Origin of the sequence: Streptomyces deccanensis, from assembly GCF_022385335.1 — a bacterium.
Taxonomy (GTDB): Bacteria; Actinomycetota; Actinomycetes; order Streptomycetales; family Streptomycetaceae; genus Streptomyces; species Streptomyces deccanensis.
On record NZ_CP092431.1, the window covers coordinates 6,855,620 to 6,877,833 of the forward strand.

At 70.8% G+C, this 22,214-nt stretch carries 20 protein-coding genes, 1 pseudogene and 1 riboswitch; of the genes and pseudogenes, 13 read left to right on the forward strand and 8 right to left on the reverse strand.

All coding sequences use genetic code 11. From position 1 onward, the window contains the following. The first annotated feature begins 110 nt into the window (after positions 1 to 110). The 8 genes and pseudogenes from L3078_RS30580 (at position 111) to def (ending at position 7,099) form a co-directional block, all read left to right on the forward strand. Positions 111 to 452: a hypothetical protein gene (locus L3078_RS30580; RefSeq protein ID WP_239760524.1), complete on the forward strand. Its 342-nt coding sequence runs from the start codon at positions 111 to 113 to the stop codon at positions 450 to 452. Beyond that, on the forward strand, positions 449 to 1,285 hold the full coding sequence (locus tag L3078_RS30585) for a hypothetical protein (protein ID WP_239757144.1): 837 nt from the start codon (positions 449 to 451) through the stop codon (positions 1,283 to 1,285). The genes L3078_RS30580 and L3078_RS30585 overlap by 4 nt, the downstream gene beginning before the upstream one ends. Then, on the forward strand, positions 1,285 to 1,842 hold the full coding sequence (locus L3078_RS30590) for a hypothetical protein (RefSeq protein ID WP_239757146.1): 558 nt from the start codon (positions 1,285 to 1,287) through the stop codon (positions 1,840 to 1,842). Before L3078_RS30585 ends, L3078_RS30590 begins: the two co-directional genes overlap by 1 nt. Positions 1,843 to 1,926: 84 nt before the next feature. Beyond that, a complete protein-coding gene (locus L3078_RS30595; RefSeq protein WP_239757147.1) occupies positions 1,927 to 2,316 on the forward strand; it encodes a roadblock/LC7 domain-containing protein in 390 nt (129 codons plus the stop codon). 224 nt (positions 2,317 to 2,540) lie between these two features. Further along, entirely contained in the window at positions 2,541 to 3,770 is a 1,230-nt protein-coding gene (locus L3078_RS30600; protein WP_239757149.1) for an HD-GYP domain-containing protein, read from the forward strand. A gap of 279 nt (positions 3,771 to 4,049) precedes the next feature. After that, positions 4,050 to 5,174, forward strand: a pseudogene (locus tag L3078_RS30605) (HD-GYP domain-containing protein); the annotation flags it as partial. Between the two features lie 127 nt (positions 5,175 to 5,301). Continuing rightward, positions 5,302 to 6,309 (forward strand): tetratricopeptide repeat protein, encoded by a 1,008-nt coding sequence (locus L3078_RS30610; protein WP_239757151.1) that lies wholly within the window; start codon positions 5,302 to 5,304, stop codon positions 6,307 to 6,309. Between the two features lie 139 nt (positions 6,310 to 6,448). Further along, a complete protein-coding gene (gene def / locus L3078_RS30615; protein WP_239757153.1) occupies positions 6,449 to 7,099 on the forward strand; it encodes a peptide deformylase in 651 nt (216 codons plus the stop codon). An 18-nt stretch (positions 7,100 to 7,117) separates the two neighbouring features. Here the strand turns inward: def and L3078_RS30620 are convergent, their stop codons facing one another. Then, complete coding sequence (locus L3078_RS30620) at positions 7,118 to 8,080, reverse strand: GlxA family transcriptional regulator (RefSeq protein ID WP_239757154.1); 963 nt, start codon at positions 8,078 to 8,080, stop codon at positions 7,118 to 7,120. Positions 8,081 to 8,173: 93 nt separating this feature from the next. On the opposite strand from L3078_RS30620, the gene L3078_RS30625 reads away from it, so the two are divergent. Next, complete coding sequence (locus L3078_RS30625; RefSeq protein ID WP_239757156.1) at positions 8,174 to 8,347, forward strand: hypothetical protein; 174 nt, start codon at positions 8,174 to 8,176, stop codon at positions 8,345 to 8,347. Between the two features lie 24 nt (positions 8,348 to 8,371). Here the strand turns inward: L3078_RS30625 and L3078_RS30630 are convergent, their stop codons facing one another. From L3078_RS30630 to L3078_RS30660, 7 genes are all read right to left on the reverse strand, one after another. Continuing rightward, positions 8,372 to 9,382, reverse strand: coding sequence for a ribonucleotide-diphosphate reductase subunit beta (locus tag L3078_RS30630; protein WP_239757157.1), 1,011 nt, complete (start codon positions 9,380 to 9,382; stop codon positions 8,372 to 8,374). After that, the gene (locus L3078_RS30635) at positions 9,382 to 11,865 is read right to left on the reverse strand and encodes a ribonucleoside-diphosphate reductase subunit alpha (protein ID WP_239757160.1); all 2,484 of its coding nucleotides are present in this window, start codon (positions 11,863 to 11,865) and stop codon (positions 9,382 to 9,384) included. Before L3078_RS30635 ends, L3078_RS30630 begins: the two co-directional genes overlap by 1 nt. Before the next feature lie 124 nt (positions 11,866 to 11,989). Beyond that, a riboswitch (cobalamin riboswitch) is annotated at positions 11,990 to 12,125 on the reverse strand. A 63-nt stretch (positions 12,126 to 12,188) separates the two neighbouring features. Continuing rightward, entirely contained in the window at positions 12,189 to 12,695 is a 507-nt protein-coding gene (locus tag L3078_RS30640; protein WP_239757162.1) for a GNAT family N-acetyltransferase, read from the reverse strand. Between the two features lie 82 nt (positions 12,696 to 12,777). Beyond that, positions 12,778 to 13,764, reverse strand: a complete 987-nt coding sequence (locus tag L3078_RS30645) for a nucleoside hydrolase (protein ID WP_239757164.1) — start codon at positions 13,762 to 13,764, stop codon at positions 12,778 to 12,780. Between the two features lie 265 nt (positions 13,765 to 14,029). Further along, the gene (gene mctP / locus L3078_RS30650; RefSeq protein ID WP_239757166.1) at positions 14,030 to 15,658 is read right to left on the reverse strand and encodes a monocarboxylate uptake permease MctP; all 1,629 of its coding nucleotides are present in this window, start codon (positions 15,656 to 15,658) and stop codon (positions 14,030 to 14,032) included. Then, positions 15,655 to 15,933 (reverse strand): DUF3311 domain-containing protein, encoded by a 279-nt coding sequence (locus L3078_RS30655; protein WP_239757168.1) that lies wholly within the window; start codon positions 15,931 to 15,933, stop codon positions 15,655 to 15,657. The genes mctP and L3078_RS30655 overlap by 4 nt, the downstream gene beginning before the upstream one ends. A gap of 146 nt (positions 15,934 to 16,079) precedes the next feature. Next, positions 16,080 to 16,844: a GntR family transcriptional regulator gene (locus L3078_RS30660; protein WP_033525434.1), complete on the reverse strand. Its 765-nt coding sequence runs from the start codon at positions 16,842 to 16,844 to the stop codon at positions 16,080 to 16,082. Between the two features lie 368 nt (positions 16,845 to 17,212). On the opposite strand from L3078_RS30660, the gene L3078_RS30665 reads away from it, so the two are divergent. The 4 genes from L3078_RS30665 (at position 17,213) to L3078_RS30680 (ending at position 22,128) form a co-directional block, all read left to right on the forward strand. Continuing rightward, positions 17,213 to 18,493, forward strand: coding sequence for an extracellular solute-binding protein (locus L3078_RS30665; protein ID WP_239757170.1), 1,281 nt, complete (start codon positions 17,213 to 17,215; stop codon positions 18,491 to 18,493). A 241-nt stretch (positions 18,494 to 18,734) separates the two neighbouring features. Continuing rightward, on the forward strand, positions 18,735 to 19,727 hold the full coding sequence (locus L3078_RS30670; RefSeq protein ID WP_239757172.1) for a carbohydrate ABC transporter permease: 993 nt from the start codon (positions 18,735 to 18,737) through the stop codon (positions 19,725 to 19,727). Then, positions 19,724 to 20,566 (forward strand): carbohydrate ABC transporter permease, encoded by an 843-nt coding sequence (locus tag L3078_RS30675; RefSeq protein WP_239757174.1) that lies wholly within the window; start codon positions 19,724 to 19,726, stop codon positions 20,564 to 20,566. The genes L3078_RS30670 and L3078_RS30675 overlap by 4 nt, the downstream gene beginning before the upstream one ends. An 8-nt stretch (positions 20,567 to 20,574) precedes the next feature. Beyond that, positions 20,575 to 22,128 (forward strand): glycoside hydrolase family 3 protein, encoded by a 1,554-nt coding sequence (locus tag L3078_RS30680; RefSeq protein WP_239757176.1) that lies wholly within the window; start codon positions 20,575 to 20,577, stop codon positions 22,126 to 22,128. The last annotated feature ends 86 nt before the right edge of the window (positions 22,129 to 22,214 follow it).

Here is a 22,214-nt window from a genome sequence, read left to right on the forward strand (position 1 = left end):
TCAACTTTTCTGTGTGTTACGGAAGTTGGCGTTCAAAGTACTGTGCGGCGCGTCAACGTGGAGGGCGAATGGGGGGACTTGAGGAAAGGAAGCCCGCGCTCCAGGCCTCCCTGGACCGGCTTCTCGACTCTCCCGGCGTCACCGGCCTCGCCCTGATCGACGCGGTCACGGGCCTCACCTACGCCGTCGCCGGCGACGCCGCCCAGGCGGGGACCGGGGCGGAGGGCTCGGATCTCGCCACGCTCATCTCCGATCGGCTCGGCGCGGCCGGGGCCGAGGGCGAGTTGGAGAGCGTGGTCATGACCAGCAGACGACGCCATCATGTGCTGCTCTCGGTGGACCGGTCGGCCGGTGACCCGCTGCTGCTCGCGGCCGGGCTCGACCGTGACCGGGCTAACGTGGCGCTGGCCCTGCGCAGCCTCGGCGACCGGGCACGCGAGGTGCTGGCGTGAAGACTCCCTCGGCACGCAACGTCCCCGCCCTGCTGCAGGCACTGCACCAGGAGGGCTACACCGGCACGGTACGGGTCTCCGGGTCCCCCGGTGGCACGATTCACCTGCGGGACGGGCTGATCGGCGCGATCGAGACACCGGGCGCGCCGACCGCGACGTCCACGCTGCTCGCCTCCGGCCGGATCGACGACGACGCCTGGCTGGCGGCCTGCGCGGCGGAACCCGACGCGGACCGGCTCGCTCCGCACCTGATCGGCGCCGGACTGATCGGCGCCGCCGAACTGGAGGTCGTCTGCACGGCGGCCGTGTTCGACGGGGCCTTCGCGATGGCGCTCAGCCCGCCCGGCGGCTGGGAACTGACCGAACGCCGGCCCACCCTGCTGGCCCGGCCGGGAGTCGAGCCGCGACCGCTGGCCGAGGAGACCACCCGCCGCATGGCGCTGCTGACCCGGCTCTGGGGTCCCGCGGGCGAACTGGCCCGGGTCCGGCCCCGACCGGTCGGCGATCGTGACACCCCGGAGTCCGACGGGCGGCTGACCCGACGTCACCGGGACGTCGTCGAGAGCGCCAACGGCCGCCGTACCCCACGGGACATCGCCTTCGCCCGGGGGCGCGGCCTGTACGCGGTGATGCTGGACCTCGTCCGGCTGGAAGCGCGCCGGGCCGTCCACTGGGAGACCAGGCCGGCCCCCGACAGCCGGCCCAGCACGGCGCCCCGCGTCCCCCAGGGGCAGCCGGCACCGGACGAACCGTCACCGAGAGCCGGTCCCCTGCCGAGACGCAGGCCCGGTGGAGGCTCTCCCACCGGAGACCTCGGAGCGAAGGGCGGGTAGTGAGCCCCCACAAGGACCCGGCCCGCAAACGCCGTATACGCAGCAAGGTCGCCCGCCTCCGACGGCGTCCGGGGCCCAGAGCGCCCGCGGACGACCACCCGGTCCCGCCCGCCGAAGCCCCGCCGTCCGCCGCGCCCGTCCCCACGAACACCGCCCGACCGCCGTCCGCCGCGCCCGTCCCCACGAACACCGCCCGACCGCCGTCCACCGAGCCCGGTGACGGCACATCCGCCGAAGCGCCACCGTCCGGGGGGACGGCGGACGGATCGGCACCGCTCGCCGAGAACGATGCCCCGGCCGTGGAACGGCCGTCGCGCGCCGAGCCCGGTGAGGTCGCCGCGAAGCCGCCACCGTTACCCGTGCGGGGCGCGTCGCGTCCTCCCGCAGACGCCGGTGACGACACGTCGGACAACCCGCCCGTGCCGTCCCCGTTCCCGCCCATGTCCCTGCTGTCGGCCGAGGAACTGCTCGCCGACCAACCCTCCGTCGAAATGCTGCGGCGTGTCCGCCGCGGGCTGCGGGCTCTCCCCGAGTCCGACCGGCACCTGCCCGAGTAGCGGGCGTCGGGACGTCCCGCAGGCACCCCCTGCCGCTCGGACCGCACACCCACCGCAGACGTATGGACCAAGGAGCACGTGCCCATGACCGCACACGCATCGACCGAATCGCTGACCGGGATCCTGGCCTCGCTGCGTGACAGGGTGATGGGCGTCGCCGAGAGCGTCCTGTCCACCGTGGACGGGCTCCTCGTCGTCGCCGACGTCGACAAGGTCCACCCCGAGTCCGTCGCCGCCCTCGCCGCGGCCACCCTCGGCGTCAGCCGTCGCATGGCCGACCAGTCCGGGGCCGGAGCACTCCGCGAGGTCGTCGTCCGGTGCGGTGCGGGGCACGTCATCGTCGTCGCCGTGGGCGAGCGCACGCTGTTGACGGTCATGGGCGACGACGGCCTCGACCTCGCCGCCTTCCAACGTGAGTCCCCGGCGACCGTGGAGCAGCTCAACAAGGTGCTCGCGGCGGATGTGGCGCACTGACGGGGAGGCTCGGTGACGGCACAGGCCGTCGCCCCCGGGGCTGAGGGAGGCTCTGTGGGTCGGTCGAGGCTCCGACGGTTCCCCGCTCGGGCCGGGTCGACCCGAGAGTGTCACTTCACTCGAAGGGGTTAATCCGGCCGTCGTGGCGCGATGGATTCGTCCGTAGCCGTCCCCTCCCGTTCCGGCCCGTCCTAGGCTCCGGAGCCTGAACTCGGGAGGGTGCCATGGGGTCGGTGCCGACAGGGGCACGTGTGTACGTCGCCTGTGTCGTCCTCGGCGCCCTGGCCTGTCTCGCGGCCCTGCCGGGCAGCCACGTCCCGTGGGGTGCGGTGGCCCTGCTCGCCGGGCTGTACGCCGCGTGCGAGCAGATCACCCGCTGCCCCTTCATGGGCCACCGCGCGCCCCAGGGCATGGGCACCTTCTTCCCCGTCCTCCTCGCCGGGGCCTTTCTGCTGCCGGTGCCCGCCGCCGCGCTCGTGGCGGTGCCGGGCGCGTTGGTCTCCCGGGTCGAGCAGCGGCCGCGAGGGCTGCGGCGGATCTGGCGGGCGGGCCGGCTGATGCTCGCGGTGTGGGCCGCGGCGCACGCGCACGCGGCGCTCGGCGGCCGGGACGCGGTCGCCGGCCCCGACTTCCCGTACGCGCTGCTGCCCGCCGGGGCCGCGGCGGTGGTGTTCTGCGCGGTGCTCACGCTGCTCGACGGCGGGATCCTGGCGCTCGCCGAACGGGTGCCCGCACGTGCCGCCTGGCGCGGGCTCTTCTGGCGGTCGCTGGCGCCCGTCATCGTGCACGGGCTCGCCGGGCTGATGATGGCCGTGCTGTGGCGCAGCCCGCACGGGCCCGTCGCCGCGCTGCTCGTGCTGCTGCCGATGTACGTGTCCTGCTGGGTGTTCGCGCAGTACCACCGGGAGCGGGCGGCGCACCGGGCGACGATCCGCGCGCTCGTCCAGGCCGTCGACATCAAGGACGGGTACACGCGCGGGCACAGCGAGCGGGTCGGGCAGGCGTCCCTGCTGATCGCGCGGGAACTGGGCATGGACGACGAACGGGCCGAGGCCCTCCGCTTCGCCGGGATCCTGCACGACGTGGGGAAGCTGGGGGTGCCCACGCGGCTGCTGCGCAAGGACGGGCCGCTGACGCCCGAGGAGCGACGGGTCGTCGAACTGCATCCCGAGTACGGCCACGAGATGGTGCGCGGGATCTCCTTCCTCGGGGAGGCCCGGGCGGCGGTGCTGCACCACCACGAGCGGCTGGACGGCAGCGGGTACCGTTCCTGTGGACTGCGTAGGAGTGAGCCTACTCAGCCGCGCGCCCCGAACGGTCTTGGGCGAGCTGGTCCCCGGCGTACTCGACCCCGGGGCAGCGACACGCATCCTGTACGTGGTCCGATCCCGGGAGGCCAGTTCCCTCACGACCTGGCCATATGGGTGCAGCCAGAGGCGACGAGGAGGCCCTGAACCATCTCTCCGGTGGAGCAGGGGCCCCGCACGCTGACACCACACCCGGCGTCCCAGATCGCACGGTCACCGTAGCCTGAACGGCCCAGGACGCCGCAAGCCCGCAAGCCGACCATCACACGATCGAGCTAAACGCCTTCGCGTACGCTCCTCGGCGAGCAGTTGGCAACCCCTACGGGCTGGTCGGCGGGCAGATCCCCGAGTTCGCCCGGATCGTCGCGGTCGCCTTCGGCGCCATGACCTCCACCCGCTCCTACCGCCGGGCCCGCCCCGTCGCCGTTCGGGGTGCTCGTGAGCGTGGGGGAGCTGTCGCGGTGGCGTGGGGCGGAAGGGCGTGACGTGGCACCGCTCGGCGCGGCCGGGGCGCTGGCCTACGCGCTGCTGGGGGAGAACGGCGGGGTGCCGACGGGGCACGGGGTGCTCCAGGTCGTCGCCGTCGTCGTCGGGGCCGCGCTGCTGGGATGTGTGCCGCATGTGGCCAAGGGGCGCGGTTCGACCGTCGATCACCTCACCCGACGCGTCCTCACCGTCGCCTTCGCCGCCCTCTGCTTCCAATCGCTGCGCCACCGGGGCCTGCCGACGGAGTGGAGCGGCCCCTCGTACGCCCTGCTGCTCGTCGCGCTGCTCGTCCTGACCGCGCTGTGCGACGCGGTGCTGGCGGCGGCCATGGCGCACGCACGGACCCGGTGGCCGTTCGGCCCGCTCCTCGGGGACGAGCTGCGGGCGCTGGCCGGAATAGGGTCGGCGGTGTGCGCGACGGGAGCCGTCATGGCCCTCGCGGTCGGTGTCGCCGGACTGTGGGCGCTGCCGGTCTTCTCGCTGCCGCTGCTCCTCACCCAGCTGTCGTTCCGGCGATACGCCCTCGTCCGGACCACCTACCGGCAGACCATCGCCTCGCTCGCCCGCGCCACGGAGATCGCCGGCCACACCCCGGCCGGGCATGCCCGGAGGGTGGCCCTGTTGAGCCGCGAGGTGGGCCGTGAGCTGGGGCTCCGCGAATCCCAGCTGACCGTCGTCGAGTACGCGGCCCTGATGCACGACATCGGGCAGCTCAGCCTCGTCGACCCCGTCCCCGCCGGGGCCACCGCCGGGCTCCCGGTGGCCGAGCAGCGCCGTATCGCGCTGCTGGGCGGCGCCGTCGTACGGCAGACCGGAGTGGACGCCGACGTCGCTGTGCTGGTGGAGCGGCAGGCGGATCCGTACCGTGAACAGCCGGTCGGCGCGCGAATCGTGCGGACTGTGAACGCATACGAGGAGAAGGTCAGGGAAGCAGGGCCCGAAGGAACGCTCAGGGCGCTGGAGGAACTACGGCTGGGCACGGCTCGGGACTATCACCCGGAGGTGGTGGAGTCGCTCGCGCGGGTACTGTCGAGAGACTGTCTGACCTTGCCCGCGGTGGGGTAACCCATGGGTAATGAGCGCCTCTCCATCCGGTCGTGGTTGGATGCGAGGGAGAGGGTGTACCGGGGGCGACGGCCAGCCCACTCCGACGGAACTGGCAGGCGGGAACCGTAACTGGCAGGCGGGAATCGTGAGGATCTTCGGCAAGGGACGGCATCGGCCCTCCGCCTCTTGGCGGCAGGCCACCGATCGTGCGTTCACGCTGATCGGCGACGGTCGGTACGAGGACGCGGGGGCGCTGCTGACACGTGCCGCGGACCTGGAGCCGTGGCTGTCCGAGTCCTGGTTCAACCTGGCCCTGCTCCACAAGTTCCGGCACGACTGGGAACAGGCGAGAGCGGCCGGTCTGCGGGCCGTCGCGCTGCTCGACCGCGAGACCGGCGCGCCCGACTGGTGGAACGTGGGCATCGCCGCCACGGCCCTCCAGGACTGGCCGCTGGCCCGCCGGGCCTGGCAGGCGTACGGGCTGCGGGTGCCCGGGGGCGCGTCCCGGCCGAAACCCGGAAGCGGACCCGGAGACTCCGGGGAGCCGGTGGGCATGGACCTCGGCAGCGCGGCCGTACGGCTCTCGCCCGAGGGTGAGGCCGAGGTCGTGTGGGGGCGGCGGCTCGACCCCGCCCGCATCGAGGTGCTCTCCATCCCGCTGCCGTCCTCCGGGCGGCGCTGGGGCGAGGTCGTCCTGCACGACGGGGTGCCGCACGGGGAGCGGACCACGGCTGCGGGGCACGCGTATCCGGTGTTCGACGAGATCGAGTTGTGGGCGCCGTCCCCCGTCCCGACCTGGGTGGTGCTGCTGGAGGCCGCGACCGAGGCGGACCGGGACGCGCTGGAGCGGCTCGCGGCGGACGCGGGGTTCGCGGCGGAGGACTGGTCGTCCTCGGTGCGCTTGCTGTGCCGGCTGTGCTCGGAGTCGCGTATGCCGTCCGACGAGGGGGACGGGGAGCATCTCGACCCGCACGATCACAGCGAGCCGGGGCATCCCGGGCCGTTGCAGCACGTGACGGACGGGCAGTTGTGGGCGCCGGAGCGGGAGTGCGGCATCGCCGCGCCGGCCTCGCTGGTGCGGGGGTTGCTGGACGGGTGGGTCGCCGACAGTCCGGATTCTCGTGACTGGCGGGATCTGGAAGAGGTTTGCTAGGGGGCGTGTGGTCCGGCTCTCGGCCGCGGGCTCGGGGTGGTTGCTCGCGCGGTTCCCCGCGCCCCTGACGGGGCGCGGTCCCCGTACCCTGTATCAGCAACTTCATCGCTTGTTGTTTTGAGGAAGGCGTACGTCTGTCATGGCCCAGCAGGACACCGATCAGCAGCACGTGGGCGTGCTCCCCGTCGATGACGAGGGGTTCGTCATCGACACGGAGGACTGCGAGGAGCGCGAGCAGGCCTACCGCGAGCGCGGCACGTCGTTGCCGATCACCGTGGTCGGGAACCCGGTGCTGCACAAGGAGTGCAAGGACGTCACGGAGTTCGGCGACGAGCTGGCCAAGCTGGTGGACGACATGTTCGCCAGCCAGCGCACGGCGGAGGGCGTGGGCCTGGCCGCGAACCAGGTCGGCGTCGATCTGAAGGTGTTCGTGTACGACTGCCCGGACGACGAGGGCAAGCGCCACACCGGTGTCGTCTGCAACCCGAAGCTGGTCGAACTGCCCGCCGAGAAGCGCCGGTTGGACGACAGCAACGAGGGCTGCCTGTCCGTGCCGACGGCGTACATGCCGCTCGCCCGCCCCGACTACGCCGAGGTCACCGGGCAGGACGAGAAGGGCAACCCGATCAAGGTGCGCGGCACCGGCTACTTCGCGCGCTGCCTGCAGCACGAGACCGACCACCTGTACGGCTACCTCTACATCGACCGGCTCTCCAAGCGTGACCGCAAGGACGCGCTGCGGCAGATGGCCGAGAACGAGCCCCGCTACCCCGTGGTCGCCAACGACTGAGCCGGTCCGGCGTCGCCCTCAGGCGGCCTCCGGGCCTCGGAACGTGCGGCGGTAGGCCTGCGGCGTCGTGCCCAGGGACCGGACGAACTGATGACGCAGGGCGGCGGCGGTGCCGAAGCCGGTGCGCCAGGCGATGGCGTCCACCGTCTCGTCCGTCGCCTCCAGCAACCGCTGGGCCAGCAGCACCCGTTGGCGCAGGATCCAGCGGTACGGGGTGGTCCCGGTCTCCTGCTGGAAGCGGCGCGCGAAGGTGCGCGGGGACATGTGCGCGCGGGCGGCGAGCTGTTCGACGGTGACCTCCTCGTCGAGATGCCGCTCCATCCACACGAGCACCTCGCCGACCGTGTCGCACTGTGAGCGCGGCAGCGGCCGCTCGATGAACTGGGCCTGGCCGCCGTCGCGGTGCGGTGGTACCACCATGCGCCGGGCGATCCTGTTCGCCACCTCCGGCCCCTGCTCCTTGCGGACGATGTGCAGACAGGCGTCGATACCGGCCGCCGTGCCCGCCGAGGTGATCACCGGGTCCGCGTCCACGTACAGCATGTCCGGCTCGACCACCGCGCGCGGATACTGCCGGGCCAGCTCCTCGGCGTGCCGCCAGTGGACCGTGCAGGGCCGGCCGTCCAGCAGTCCGGCCGCGCCGAGCACGAAGACGCCCGAGCACACGCTCAGCACCCGGGCGCCCCGGTCGGCGGCCCGGCGGAGCGCGTCCAGCAGCTCGGCCGGGTAGATCCGGTGCACATAGCTGTCGCCCGCCGGTACGACCACCAGGTCGGCCTCTTCCAGCCGGTCCAGGCCGTGCTCCGTGGAGACGGTGAAGCCCGCGTGCGTCCGCAGGGTCGGGCCCTCCGCCGACGCGACCGCGAAGTCGTACACCGGCAGGCCCTCGTCGCTGCGGTCGAGGCCGAAGACCTCGCAGACGACGCCCAGTTCGAAAGGATGCACGCCCTCCATGAGGATGGCGGCCACGTTCTTCAGCATGCTGCCAGTGTGCCTCGGGAGTGGCAGGAATTCGAGGGGGTGCGGCAGTCCTGCCACTGTTTGTCAGGAGTGTTCGGCGCGACAGTGGTGTCCATGGATACGACACAGCTGCAAGGACTCATCGGAACACTGGCCGTCCTCGGACTCCTCGCCCTGGTGGTACTGCCCGCGATCATCGGCGCCGTGCACGACCGGCGCGTCGACCGGCAGCTCCAGCGGGCGGCGGAGGCGCGGCGGGCGTCGCACCACGTCGCCCGCCCCGCCTGACCGCCCAGGAGTTCCGAGGACCCCCTAGAAGTCCTCGTCCAGGTCGACGGTGCCCTCCACCGCGACCTGGTACGCGGACGGACGCCGCTCGAAGAAGTTGGTCAGCTCCTGCACGCCCTGCAACTCCATGAAGGAGAAGGGGTTCTCCGAGCCGTACACCGGCGCGAAGCCGAGGCGCGTGAGCCGCTGGTCGGCCACGCACTCCAGGTACTGCCGCATCGACTCGGTGTTCATGCCCGGCAGACCGTCACCGCACAGGTCGCGCCCGAACTGCAGCTCGGCCTCGACCGCCTCCCTCAGCATGTCCGTGACCTGCTGCTGGAGCTCGTCGTCGAAGAGCTCCGGCTCCTCCTTGCGGACGGTGTCCACGACCTCGAAGGCGAAGGACATGTGCATCGTCTCGTCGCGGAACACCCAGTTGGTGCCGGTCGCCAGGCCGTGCAGCAGGCCCCGGCTGCGGAACCAGTAGACGTACGCGAAGGCGCCGTAGAAGAAGAGGCCCTCGATGCACGCCGCGAAGCAGATCAGGTTGAGCAGGAATCGGCGGCGGTCCGCCCGGGACTCCAGCCGGTCCAGCTTCTCGACCGAGTCCATCCATCGGAAGCAGAACTCCGCCTTCTCCCGGATGGAGGGGATGTTCTCCACGGCCGCGAAGGCCGCCGACCGGTCCTCCGGGTCGGGGAGGTAGGTGTCCAGGAGCGTCAGATAGAACTGGACGTGCACGGCCTCCTCGAAGAGCTGGCGGCTCAGATAGAGCCGGGCCTCCGGGGAGTTGATGTGCTTGTAGAGGGTCAGCACGAGGTTGTTCGCCACGATCGAGTCGCCCGTCGCGAAGAACGCGACCAGACGGCCGATCAGGTGCTGCTCGGCCGGGGAGAGCTTCGCGAGGTCGGAGACGTCCGAGTGGAGGTCGACCTCCTCGACGGTCCAGGTGTTCTTGATCGCGTCCCGGTAGCGCTCGTAGAAGTCCGGGTAGCGCATCGGGCGGAGCGTCAGCTCGAAGCCGGGGTCGAGGAGATTCTGGTTGCTGGACATCACTGGCAGGCCTCGCAGGACTCGGGGTTCTCAAGAGAGCAGGCGACGGCGTCCGGGTCGGCCGACTGCTGGACGGGGATGGTCTTCTCGGGCTGCTGCGCCTGGGCCTGCGTCTGGCCCTGTGCCGCGCGGGCGATGCGGGTCGCCGGGCGGGAGCGCAGGTAGTACGTGGTCTTCAGGCCCGACTTCCAGGCGTACGCGTACATCGAGGAGAGCTTGCCGATGGTCGGCGTCTCCAGGAAGAGGTTGAGCGACTGCGACTGGTCCAGATACGGCGTGCGGGCGGCGGCCATGTCGATCAGACCGCGCTGCGGGATCTCCCAGGCCGTGCGGTACAGCGCCCGGACGTCGGCCGGGATCCACGCGAAGTCCTGCACCGAGCCGTTCGACTCGCGCAGCGCCTCACGGGTGCGCGCGTCCCAGACGCCCAGCTCCTTCAGGTCCTTCACCAGGTACGAGTTGACCTGGAGGAACTCACCGGACAGCGTCTCGCGCTTGAACAGGTTCGACACCTGCGGCTCGATGCACTCGTACACCCCGGCGATCGAGGCGATGGTGGCCGTCGGCGCGATGGCGAGGAGCAGGGAGTTGCGCAGGCCCGTCGTCGCGACGCGCTCACGCAGGGCCGCCCAGCGCTCCGGCCAGGTGGTCTCGACGTCGTAGTGGTCGGGGTGCAGCACCCCGCGTGCCGTACGGGTCTTCTCCCAGGCCGGCAGCGGGCCGGACCGCTCGGCGAGATCGGCGGATGCCTCGTACGCGGCGAGCATGATCCGCTCGGCGATCCGGGTGGAGAGCGCCTTCGCCTCGGGGGAGTCGAAGGGCAGCCGCAGCTGGAAGAAGACGTCCTGGAGACCCATCGCGCCGAGCCCGACCGGACGCCACTTGGCGTTGGAGCGGCCCGCCTGCTCGGTCGGGTAGAAGTTGATGTCGACCACGCGGTCGAGGAAGGTGACGGCGGTGCGGACGGTCGCGTCCAGCCGCGCCCAGTCCATGTCGCCCGTCGCCCGGTCGACGAACGCGCCCAGGTTCACCGAGCCCAGGTTGCAGACGGCCGTCTCCCCGTCGTTCGTGACCTCCAGGATCTCCGTGCAGAGGTTGGAGGAGTGGACCACATGGCCCGGCTCGGCCGTCTGGTTCGCCGTGCGGTTGGCGGCGTCCTTGAAGGTCATCCAGCCGTTGCCGGTCTGTGCGAGGGTGCGCATCATCCGGCCGTACAGGTCACGGGCCGCGATCGTCTTCCTCGCCAGGCCGTCCGCCTCCGCCTTGCGGTACGCGGCCTCGAACTCCGCGCCCCACAGGTCGACCAGCTCGGGCACGTCGGACGGGGAGAACAGCGACCACTGCTCGTCGGCGGCGACCCGGCGCATGAACTCGTCCGGGATCCAGTGCGCCAGGTTCAGGTTGTGCGTACGCCGGGCATCCTCGCCGGTGTTGTCGCGCAGCTCCAGGAACTCCTCGATGTCGGAGTGCCAGGTCTCCAGGTAGACCGCGGCCGCGCCCTTGCGCCGGCCGCCCTGGTTCACGGCGGCGACCGAGGCGTCCAGCGTCTTCAGGAACGGCACGATGCCGTTGGAGTGGCCGTTGGTGCCCCGGATCAGCGAACCGCGCGAACGGATGCGGGAGTACGACAGACCGATGCCACCGGCGTGCTTCGAGAGGCGGGCCACCTGGTGGTAGCGGTCGTAGAGGGAGTCGAGCTCGTCCAGCGGGGAGTCGAGGAGGTAGCAGGACGACATCTGGGGGTGTCGCGTACCGGAGTTGAAGAGCGTGGGGGAGGAAGGGAGGTAGTCGAGGCGGCTCATGAGCCCGTAGAGCGCGGCGACTTCGTCGAGGGCGCGCAGGCCCGCCTCCGTGTCGGCTCCCGTGTCCTCGGCCAGGCCGGCGGCGACCCGCAGCATGAAGTGCTGGGGGGTCTCGACGACCTTGCGGGTGAGGGGGTGCCGGAGCAGGTAGCGGCTGTGCAGGGTGCGCAGACCGAAGTAGCCGAAGCGGTCGTCTCCGGCCGGGTCGATCAGGGCGTCGAGACGCTCGGCGTGGGCGCGGACGAACGCGGCCGTACGGTCGGCGACGAGGCCCTCCCGGTGGCCGACGGCGATGGACTCGGTGAACGTCGTGACACCCTGCGAGGCCGCCTCGGCACGGATGTCGACGGCCAGCAGCCGGGCGGCCAGTCTCGAATAGGCGGGGTCCTCGGCGATGAGGCCCGCGGCGGCCTCCGTGGCCAGCTCACGCAGCTCCGCGACCATCTCGGCGGAGGACGCGCGCACCGACCGGCCGCGCAGCGCGGCGGCGGCGACCCGGCCGGGATCGGCGTCGGGGAGGTCGGCGGTCAGCTCGGTCAGGGTCCGCAGCAACGCGGTACCGGGACCGTCGGTCTCCGACGCCGGGTCGGCTGACACCGGGTCGACGGGCACCGGCTCGGCTGAAGCCAGGTCGGCTGAAACCGGATCGGCCGACACCGGATCGGCTGGCGCGATGGTCACGTGGGGCTCTCCCTCGCTCGGCTGGGGGCCCTGCGGAGGGCAGGCGGCAGCACACGAGCGCACGGGAGCGTCGCGTCCACCGGCCCATTCCACGAGGCCCGGACGTCACGGCACCCGGACCGGACGGCCGGGCGCACTGTCGGCAGGTGTTCGGACTGAACAGGCGTGCACATATGGCGATGAATGCACGCGAGTACACCGTTGCGGGACAGCTCCGGATTCACACCGGATTCCCCTGCGGCGACAGCGAGCATGAGCATACATCTAGTGCCGGGGCGCGGTGTCACCCCCACATGTTGTGTCGCGTTCGGTTTCGCAGGGTGTCAGAGCGTCAACTCATAGGTGATCAGCGTGATGTCGAGAAGGTCGGGGAGGGGGTTCCAGTCGCGCTCAGGTGTGCGAGTGAAGCCCAGCCGTCCGTAGATGCGATGGGCCGCGTGCATGCTCCGCTGGGTCGACAGAACGACGCGCACACAGCCCTCGACGGCGCGGGCACGCTCCAGGCAGGCCCGCACGAGTGCCTCGCCGACACCCCGCCCTCGGGCTTCCGGGGACACCGCGAGCATCCGTATCTCGGCCTCCCCCGCGCGGGCGATGTCGGCCATGGGCCCGCCCGCGGGGACGAAGGTCACCCCGCCCAGCACCTGCCCGTCCGCGACCGCGACGAGCACCTCGGCCTCGGCCGCCCGCTTCGCCACGTCCCGCAGCTCGTCGAGGTACCGGTCGCTCTCCCCGAAGTCCAGCAGTCCGTCTCCGAGGTAGGCCTGGGCGGTGATCTCGCCGAGCGCGGCGTACTCGTCGGGAGCCGCCGGCCTGATCGTGATGTCCATGCGTCGCAGTGTGCACGAGGGGCGGCTGCGCGGGTCGGCGGTTTTCCACAGGGGCCGCCGTCCGTCGGACTATCGGATTTTGTCAGGCCGTCGCAGGCCACCTGGGCAGCGTCGTCACGAAGTCCGAGCTGAAGTCGCGGGTGCCCGGCCCGAGCGCGACGCGGCCGGTGGCGCGCAGACGGGCGGTCAGGGCAGGGGACTCGGAGTAGTAGACGCGCCGGGCGGCGGCCGGCACGAACACGGTCTGGCCGCGCGTGAGTTCGCTCGCGCACTCCACGACGACGGCACCCTCGGCCACCTCGACGAACGCCTCGTCACCGCACACGCCCACGGCCAGCGGATCGTGCAGCGGACAGGTGCCGTCCCCGCCGTGGCGGGTGTAGGCGTCCATGTAGGTCCGCATCAGCCGCGCGGCGAGGGCGGTGCCGGGGCCCGCGGCCTCCAGCGCGGCGAGGTCCTCGGGGCGGAAGAGCCAGCGGTGCGAGGCGTCCAGGTCGACCATGGTGAACGGGATGCCGGAGGAGAGGACGATCTCGGCGGCGTCCGGGTCTGCCCAGATGTTGAACTCGGCGACGGGGGTGAAGTTGCCAGGGACCTGGGCGGCGCCGCCCATGAACACGAACCTGCGGACGCGGTGGGCGAAGTGCGGGTCCTCCAGCAGGGCGATGGCCACGTTGGTGAGGGGGCCGGTGGCGCAGACCGTCAGCTCGCCCTCGTACTCCCTCGACAGGCGGAGCAGGGCCTGGGCGGACGACTCCGTGGGGTGGGGGGCCGTCGAGTCGGGGAGGGTTTCGCCGCCGAGGCCCGCGGGGCCGTGGAAGGCGGATGCCTCGCGGTAGGGGAGGCGGGAGAGGGGGCGGCCGGCGCCTCTGTGGACCGGGACGTGGGGGTCGATGCGGAGGGCTCTGGCCAGGGCTCGGGCGTTGGTGTAGGTCGCCTCGGCGGGGAGGTTGCCGCCGACGGAGGTGTATGCCTTGAAATCCCACAGGTCGGTGCCCAGGAGGTACTGGAGGGCTACGGCGTCGTCGATGCCGGGGTCGCTGTCCAGGACGATCGGGGGGCGGGTCACCGCTTCAGCGTAGCCGGGTGTTTTGCGCCCCCGCCGCCCCTACCCGTCCCATCCTCCAGGGGCTGCGCCCCTTTGACCCCCATGCGTCCGTCCGGTGGGGCTTCTCGCGCAGTTCCCCGCGCCCCTGAAAAAGCAGGGGCTGCGCCCCGTGCTTTTTCGGGCCGAAAGGCCGTAGGCCTTTCAGGGGCGCGGGGAACTGCGCGACCAGCCCCCACCCACCCGCACCCGACAACGCACCGGACGCGGGGTCGGCCGGAGGCCACGCCTAGTGGCTCGAGCCCGCCGTCGCCGGAGGCAGTTCGACCTGGACGCCCGGGTCGCCCGCGTCCGCCGTGTAGTCCTGGGGCCTGGTCTCGTCGATGCCGTCGGGAGCCTTCGCGGCCCGTAGGACGAAGGTGAGGATCACCGTGACCACGACGTTGAGGACGAAGGCCGTCAGGCCGATGTAGCCGATCTCGCCGATGCCGGGGATCTCGGCGGACGAGCCGCCGAAGTGCTTCTGGGTCGGCGAGGCCACCCCGTACGCGGCGATCGTCCCGTACAGCATGCCGACCGCCCAGCCCGCGATGAGGGCCCAGCGGTGGAACCAGCGGGTGAACAGGCCGCCGACCAGGGCCGGGAAGGTCTGGAGGATCCAGATGCCGCCCAGGAGCTGGAAGTTGATGGCGACCGTCTTGTCCATGGTGAGCACGAAGGCCAGCGCACCCACCTTCACCAGCAGGGACACCAGCTTGGAGACCTTGGTCTCCTGCGCGGGCGTGGCGTCCGGCTTGATGAAGTCCTTGTAGATGTTGCGGGTGAAGAGGTTCGCCGCCGCGATGGACATGATCGCCGCCGGGACCAGGGCGCCGATGCCGATGGCCGCGAAGGCCACACCCGCGAACCAGTCCGGGAACATCGTCTCGAACAGCTGCGGGATCGCGAGTTGGCCGTTCTGCACCTGGACCCCGGCCGCGATCGCCATGAACCCCAGCAGGGCCAGCAGGCCCAGCATCAGGGAGTACAGCGGCAGGATCGTGGTGTTGCGGCGGATGACCTCACGGCTCTTGGACGACAGCGTCGCCGTGATCGAGTGCGGGTACATGAAGAGCGCCAGCGCCGAGCCGAGGGCCAGTGTCGCGTACGTCCACTGGTTGGCGTCGCCCGGGACGAGCGCGCCGCGCGGCTTGTCCGTCGCCGGGTTGGTCTGGCTGTAGGCCTCGCCCGCCTTGGCGAAGATGTCGTCGAAGCCGCCGAGCTTGATCGGGATGTAGATGATCGCCACCGCGATGACGATGTAGATCAGGGTGTCCTTCACGAACGCGATCAGCGCGGGGGCCCGCAGGCCGGAGGAGTAGGTGTAGGCCGCCAGGACACCGAACGCGATCAGCAGCGGCAGGTCCTTGATGAACCAGTTGGTGTCCTCACCGCCGCCGACGCCCATCACGTCCAGGACGGCCTGGATGCCCACGAGTTGCAGGGCGATGTACGGCATCGTCGCGAGGATGCCGGTCAGCGCGACCGCCAGCGACAGGCCCTTCGAGCCGAAGCGGCCGCGGACGAAGTCCGAGGTCGTCACGTAGCCGTGCTTGTGGGAGACCGACCACAGGCGGGGCAGGAACGTGAAGATCAGCGGGTACACGAGGATCGTGTACGGCACCGCGAAGAAGCCCGCCGCGCCCGCCGCGTAGATCGCCGCCGGGACCGCCACGAAGGTGTACGCCGTGTAGAGGTCGCCGCCCAGCAGGAACCAGGTGATCCAGGTGCCGAACGACCGGCCGCCGAGGCCCCATTCGTCGAGGCTGTGCTCGTTCTCGGCCTTGCGCCAGCGCGCGGCCAGGAAGCCCATGACCGTGACGGCCAGGAAGAAGAAGATGAAGACGGCGAGTGCCACGCCGTTCACGCCGTCCTTCACTTCGCGGCACCCCCGCCCTGTGTCTCGGACCTGCGGGCGCGCTGGTCACGCCGCCACAGGACGTACGCGGTGCCGGTCAGCGCGGTGGAGATGAGCACCCAGGCCATCTGGTACCAGTAGAAGAAGGGGATGCCGATGAACGCCGGGTCCGTCTTGGCGTACGAGCCGACCCAGAGCATCGCCACGAACGGGGCGATCAGACACACGGCGATGACCACCCTGACAGGTGTCACCACCGGGGCCCCCGGTGGTCTCACTTCGGGTGCTTCTGACATGTCCGACTCCGTCCCCTCGCCTGGTCACCTGCTGAGCGCGCAGGAAATCTAAGGGACGCGTTCCGTCGTACGGAACCCCCAGTCCGGATATCGGATGCGGAGGTTGTGTGGAGTGGCGGGTATGAGCGCACCTGGCGCCAGGTGGCTCAGTCCTGTGGCCGCTTGAGCCGGGCCACGAACTTGTACCGGTCGCCCCGGTACACGGACCGCACCCACTCCACCGGCTGACCGTCCTTGTCCAGCGAGTGGCGGGAGAGCATCAGCATCGGCAGGCCCACGTCCGTGCCCAGCAGACCGGCCTCGCGCGGAGTGGCCAGCGAGGTCTCGATGGTCTCCTCGGCCTCGGCGAGCCGGACGTCGTACACCTCGGCGAGCGCCGTGTAGAGGGAGGTGTACTTCACCAACGACCTGCGCAGGGCCGGGAAGCGCTTGGCGCTCAGATGGGTCGTCTCGATCGCCATCGGCTCGCCGTTCGCCATGCGGAGGCGCTCGATGCGCAGCACCCGGCCGCCGGCGGTGATGTCGAGCTGGCCCGCGAGCGTGTCGTCGGCCGTGATGTAGCCGATGTCCAGCAGCTGGGACGTGGGTTCCAGCCCCTGGGCGCGCATGTCCTCGGTGTACGAGGTGAGTTGCAGCGCCTGGGAGACCTTCGGCTTGGCCACGAACGTGCCCTTGCCCTGGATCCGCTCCAGCCGCCCCTCGACCACCAGCTCCTGCAGCGCCTGGCGCACGGTGGTCCGTGAGGTGTCGAACTCGGCGGCGAGGGTGCGCTCGGGCGGTACCGGGGTGCCGGGCGGAAGCGTCTCGGTCATGTCGAGCAGGTGCTTCTTCAGGCGGTAGTACTTGGGCACGCGTGCGGTACGGACCGTCGCCCCGTTCTCGTTCTCCGCACTGCTGACGTCGGTGCTCATGCTCCGCCTTCCCGGCTCCTCGTGGCGTGATCCCTCTGTATACCCGCACAGGCCCCGCTGGTCTAGTCCACGGAGGGGTCTCCGGTGGTCCACCTGGGAACGGCGCAGTGGTCTACCCGAAGAGTGTGGCTCAGTCGCGCGGTTTTCGCTGGCTTATTACATAAAGGTTCCTGCATATGTAGGTCGCATAACGGCTGGTGGGAGGGGGTTCGAGCACCCTTGACACGGCGAATGGTCTGAGCCAAGCTCCGGCGTACTGGTCTACACCATTGGTCCAGGTCCTGGCCCCATGGGCGGTACGTCTGTCACCGCGGGGAGCAGGGGGGTTTGTGGCATCCCTGAGCAATGGCATCCCTGAGGAGGGTGGCGTGAAGAGGAAGCTGACGACCGCGATCTGTGTCGCGGGCATGATGGTCTCCATCGCGGCGTGCGGGGGCGGCGAGGACAAGAGCTCGGACACGGGGGCGGACACCAAGGAGCTGACCGTCTGGCTCACGGTCGACGCGCAGAACAACTGGCCGGAACTGGTCAAGGCCGCCGACGCGGCGATCGAGAAGAAGCACCCCGGCATCACGATCACGCACGAGTACTACGGCTGGCCCGACAAGAACGCCAAGCTCGACGCCGTCCTCGCCACCGACAAGGCCCCCGACGTGGTCGAGATGGGCAACACGGAGATGCTCGCCTACATGGTCAAGGGTGCCTTCGCCCCCCTCGACCAGGCGAAGTTCGACAACGCGGACGCCTGGCTGGACGGCCTGAAGGCCTCCGTCACCTACGAGGGCAAGACCTACGGCGTCCCGTACTACGCCGGTGGCCGCGTCGCCAACTGGCGCAAGGACGTCTTCGCCGCCGCGGGCGTCAAGACCCCGCCGAAGACGTACGACGAGCTCACCGCCGCCCTCGACAAGGTCCAGAAGAAGCAGGGCGACAAGTTCAGCGCCTGGTACCAGCCCACCCGCGACTGGTACGCGGCCATGTCCTTCGTCTACGACGCCGGCGGCTCCATAGCCGTCGAGTCCGGCGGAAAGTGGAAGGCCAACCTCTCCTCCCCGGAGTCCATCAAGGGCCTGAACGAGTTCAAGAACGTCGTCGACACGTACATGCACGGCGACAAGACCAAGGACGAGTCCGACCGCTACATCGTCTACGGCCAGGGCAAGTCCGGCATGATCTTCGCCCCCGCCTGGGAGGGCGCGACCGCCGCCGCCAAGGAGAACGACAAGACCGGCAAACTCGCGGGCAACGTCGAGAACTTCGTGATGCCCGGCCCGTCCGGCAAGAACCTGCCCGTCTTCCTCGGCGGCAGCGACCTCGCCGTCCCGGTGAAGTCCGACGCGCAGACCGTCGCAGCCGAGTGGATCAACGCCTTCACCGGGCCCGCCGGACAGAAGGGGCTGATGGAGAAGGGCAACCTGCCCAACAACAAGACCGACCTCGCCACGCTGAAGGACGACCCGGCGACAGCGGTCCCGGCCACCGCGGCCGAGTCCAACTGGTTCGTGCCGATGGCACCGGGCTGGGGCCAGGTCGAGAAGGCGCAGATCCTCCAGACGATGCTGCAGTCCATCGGCACCGGCAAGCAGTCGGTCGAGGAGGCCGCGAAGACGGCTGACGCCGAGATCGACAAGGTCATCAACAACGAGTGAGGTGACCTGCCGGTCGGGCCCGGCCGTGGTGGCCGGGCCCGACCGGGGTGCCGCATCGGCTCGACCGGTGGGGCCCCGGGTCCGGCCGGCGGTGCCGGAGGGCCGGCCGGTGGTCGATTGACGTAAGTGCCGCGATGAGGTGTCGGGTTCGGTGCCGGTGCGTCGTGGCTGGTCGCGCAGTTCCCGCGCCCCTTCGGGGGCGCTGCTGCCGGCCCCTCCTTCATCTGCTTAGGAGCGCGCGATGAGTGCCGCAGACACGACAGCCCCCGCGAAGGTGCCGCCCGCGCGGCCCGGGCCTCCGCCACCGTCGGCGGCGCCGGAACGTCCCGCCAGGAAGCGGACGTCCGGCGGAGCCGCCGTGCCCTGGGCCCTGCTGGCCCCCTGTCTGCTGATCCTCGCCGTCGTCCTCGGCTACCCGCTCGTCCGTCTCGGCACCCTCTCCTTCCAGGAGTTCGGCCAGTCCCAGCTGTGGGGGTTCAAGCCGGCGGAGTCGGTCGGCTTCGACAACTTCGCCAAGGTGCTGGGCGACAGCGAGTTCTGGGCGGTCGTCGTCCGGACCGTCGTCTTCGCCGCCGCCTGCGTCGTCTTCACGATGGTCATCGGCATGGCGATCGCCCTGCTGCTCCAGCGGGTCTCCGGCTGGGTGAAGACACTCGTCAACATCGCGCTCGTGGCGAGTTGGGGCATGCCGATCATCGTGGCCACCACCGTCTTCAAGTGGCTCTTCGACTCCGACTACGGCATCTTCAACGCGCTCCTCAGCAAACTCCCCGGCGTCGACATGATCGGCCACAACTGGTTCGCCAGCGGACCCGAGGGACTGGCCGTCATCACGCTGCTGGTCGTCTGGGGCGCGGTGCCGTTCGTCGTCATCACCCTCAGCGCCGGACTCACCCAGGTCCCCAAGGAGTTGGAGGAAGCCGCCCGCCTCGACGGCGCCGGCGCCTGGGGCGTCTTCCGCTATGTCACCCTCCCCATCCTCAAGCCCATCATCGTGATGCTCACGACCCTCTCCGTCATCTGGGACATGGGCGTCTTCCCTCAGGTCTTCGTGATGCGCAACGGCCACCCGGAGGCCGAGTTCCAGCTGCTCACGACCTACTCGTACGACAAGGCGTTCGTGGTCAACGACTACGCGCAGGGCTCGGCGATCGCCCTGCTCACCGTGCTGCTGCTGCTCGGCGTGATCGGCGTCTACATGCGTCAGATGCTGAAGATCGGAGAGGTCGAATGAGTACCGCCACCGTCCCGGGCCCCCGGAAGTCCAAGCTCGGCTGGAACCTCCTCGGTCTGTTCGTCTTCGTCACGGCCGGCTTCCCCGTCTACTGGATGCTGAACACGGCGTTCAAACCGGCGAAGGACGCCATCGACCCGGACCCGAGCCTGCTGCCGACGTCGATCACCTTCTCCAACTTCGGCCGCGCGCTGGACATCGCCGACTTCTGGGGCCCGGTCGGCCGCAGCTTCGTCGTGTCCCTCACGGTCGTCCTGATCGGCGTCGTCGTCGGCATGCTGGCCGCCCTGGCCATCTCCCGCTTCGCCTTCCGCGGCCGGAAGATCGTCATCGTCGGCATCCTGGCGGTGCAGATGGTCCCGCTGGTCGCCATGATCATCCCGGTCTTCCTGCTCCTGAACGACCTCGGTCAGTACGACCGTCTGACCGGCCTGATCATCACGTATCTGACCTTCATCCTCCCGTTCACCGTGTGGACCCTGCGCGGCTTCATCGTCAACATCCCGCGCGAACTGGAGGAGGCGGCGATGGTCGACGGCTGCTCCCGCACCACCGCCTTCCTCCGCGTGGTGTTCCCGCTCCTCGCCCCGGGCATGGTGGCGACCTCGGTCTACGGCTTCATCCAGGCCTGGAACGAGTACCTGTACGCCCTGATGCTGATGAGCCAGCAGAACCAGACCGCGACCGTCTGGCTCGGCAACTTCACCACCAAGCACGGCACCGAATACGCCCCGATGATGGCCGGTTCCACCATGATGGCCGTGCCGATCGTCGTCCTCTTCCTCCTCGTCCAGCGCAAGATGGCCGCGGGCCTCACCGCGGGCGCCGTGAAGGGATAACCACCCTGATGACGACATTCGCCACCGGCTCGCCCGGTTCCCCGTCCGGCCAGGACAGCCTCACGCGGGACGCCCTGACGGTCCTCCAGCCCGGCTTCACGGGCACCACCGCCCCCGACTGGCTGCTCCGCCGCCTCGGCGAGGGACTCGCCTCCGTCGGCCTCTTCGGCCGCAACATCGCCTCTCCCGATCAGCTGGCCGCTCTCACCGCCCAGCTGCGCGCCGAGCACGAGGACGTCCTGGTCGCGATCGACGAGGAGGGCGGCGACGTCACCCGCCTGGAGGTCCGCACCGGCTCCTCCTTCCCGGGCAACCACGCCCTGGGCGCGGTCGACGACGTGGACCTCACCCGGCAGGTCGCGTTCGCCCTGGGCCGCCGCCTGGCGGAGTGCGGCGTCACCTTCAACTGGGCCCCGTCGGCCGACGTGAACGCCAACCCGTCCAACCCCGTCATCGGGGTCCGCTCCTTCGGCGCCGACCCCGAACTGGTCGCCCGCCACACGGCCGCCTACGTCACCGGCCTCCAGGCCGCCGGGGTCGCCGCCTGCACCAAGCACTTCCCGGGCCACGGCGACACCGCCGTCGACTCCCACCTCTCCCTGCCCCGTATCGACGCGGACCGCTCGCTCGTGGACACCCGGGACCTGGCCCCCTTCCGGGCCGCCATCGCCGCCGGGTCGCGCGCCATGATGAGCGCCCACATCCTGGTCCCGGCCCTGGACCCCGACCTCCCGGCAACGTTGTCCCGCGGCATCCTCACCGGCCTCCTCCGCGACGACCTGGGCTACGACGGCCTCATCGTCACCGACGGCATGGAGATGCAGGCCATCGCCGGCACCTACGGCATCGAACACGGCAGCGTCCTCGCCCTCGCCGCCGGCGCCGACGCGATCTGTGTCGGAGGCGGCCTCGCCGACGACGACACCGTCCGCCGCCTCCGCGACGCCCTCGTCGCCGCCGTCCGCACCGGCGAGCTCCCCGAGGAACGCCTGGCGGACGCCGCGAACCGGGTCCGGGCACTGGCACGGTGGACCCGCTCGGCAGCGGGGGGAGCGGAAGGCGTCGACGGGACCACGCACGGGCCTCTCGGGGAAACCGGCAGCGGTGGAACCGGCGGGGACATCGGGCTCGTGGCGGCCCGCCGCGCCCTGACGACGACCTTCACGGAGTCCTACGACCCGCCCACCCAACCCGTCTACGTCGCGGCCTTCACCCCGGTGGCGAACATCGCGGTGGGCGACGAGACCCCCTGGGGAGTCGGCGCGGAACTGGCCCGCCTCCTGCCCGGCACCGAGACCGGCACCTTCGCGGGTGACAGCGCCGGTGCCTCCGCCCTGGCGGTCGCCGGCACCCGCCGTATCGTCGCCGTCGTCCGCGACGAACACCGCCACCCGTGGATGACCGCCGCCCTCGACGTCCTCCTCAGCACCCGCCCCGACACCGTCGTCGTCGAGATGGGCGTCCCCCAGTCCCCGCCCCGAGCCGCCCTCCACATCGCCACCCACGGCGCGGCGAGGGTCTGCGGCAGAGCGGCGGCGGAGATCATCGCGGGCGTACGTTAGCGGCGGGCCTCGGCGGAAACCCCGAAGCCACGGGTACGGCGACGAGCACCCACCCCCGCACGCACGTAGGCGCCACAGCCCTCCTC

Excerpts from the sequence above, each read along its gene's own strand:
- L3078_RS30660 (WP_033525434.1), bottom strand. The coding sequence starts at position 16,844 with ATGAGCACCGACGTCAGCAGTGCGGAGAACGAGAACGGGGCGACGGTC.
- L3078_RS30655 (WP_239757168.1), bottom strand. The coding sequence starts at position 15,933 with ATGTCAGAAGCACCCGAAGTGAGACCACCGGGGGCCCCGGTGGTGACA.
- def (WP_239757153.1), top strand. The coding sequence starts at position 6,449 with ATGGCCCAGCAGGACACCGATCAGCAGCACGTGGGCGTGCTCCCCGTC.
- L3078_RS30675 (WP_239757174.1), top strand. The coding sequence starts at position 19,724 with ATGAGTACCGCCACCGTCCCGGGCCCCCGGAAGTCCAAGCTCGGCTGG.
- L3078_RS30640 (WP_239757162.1), bottom strand. The coding sequence starts at position 12,695 with ATGGACATCACGATCAGGCCGGCGGCTCCCGACGAGTACGCCGCGCTC.
- L3078_RS30620 (WP_239757154.1), bottom strand. The coding sequence starts at position 8,080 with ATGCTGAAGAACGTGGCCGCCATCCTCATGGAGGGCGTGCATCCTTTC.
- L3078_RS30680 (WP_239757176.1), top strand. The coding sequence starts at position 20,575 with ATGACGACATTCGCCACCGGCTCGCCCGGTTCCCCGTCCGGCCAGGAC.
- L3078_RS30600 (WP_239757149.1), top strand. The coding sequence starts at position 2,541 with ATGGGGTCGGTGCCGACAGGGGCACGTGTGTACGTCGCCTGTGTCGTC.
- L3078_RS30630 (WP_239757157.1), bottom strand. The coding sequence starts at position 9,382 with ATGTCCAGCAACCAGAATCTCCTCGACCCCGGCTTCGAGCTGACGCTC.
- L3078_RS30670 (WP_239757172.1), top strand. The coding sequence starts at position 18,735 with ATGAGTGCCGCAGACACGACAGCCCCCGCGAAGGTGCCGCCCGCGCGG.
- L3078_RS30625 (WP_239757156.1), top strand. The coding sequence starts at position 8,174 with ATGGATACGACACAGCTGCAAGGACTCATCGGAACACTGGCCGTCCTC.
- L3078_RS30595 (WP_239757147.1), top strand. The coding sequence starts at position 1,927 with ATGACCGCACACGCATCGACCGAATCGCTGACCGGGATCCTGGCCTCG.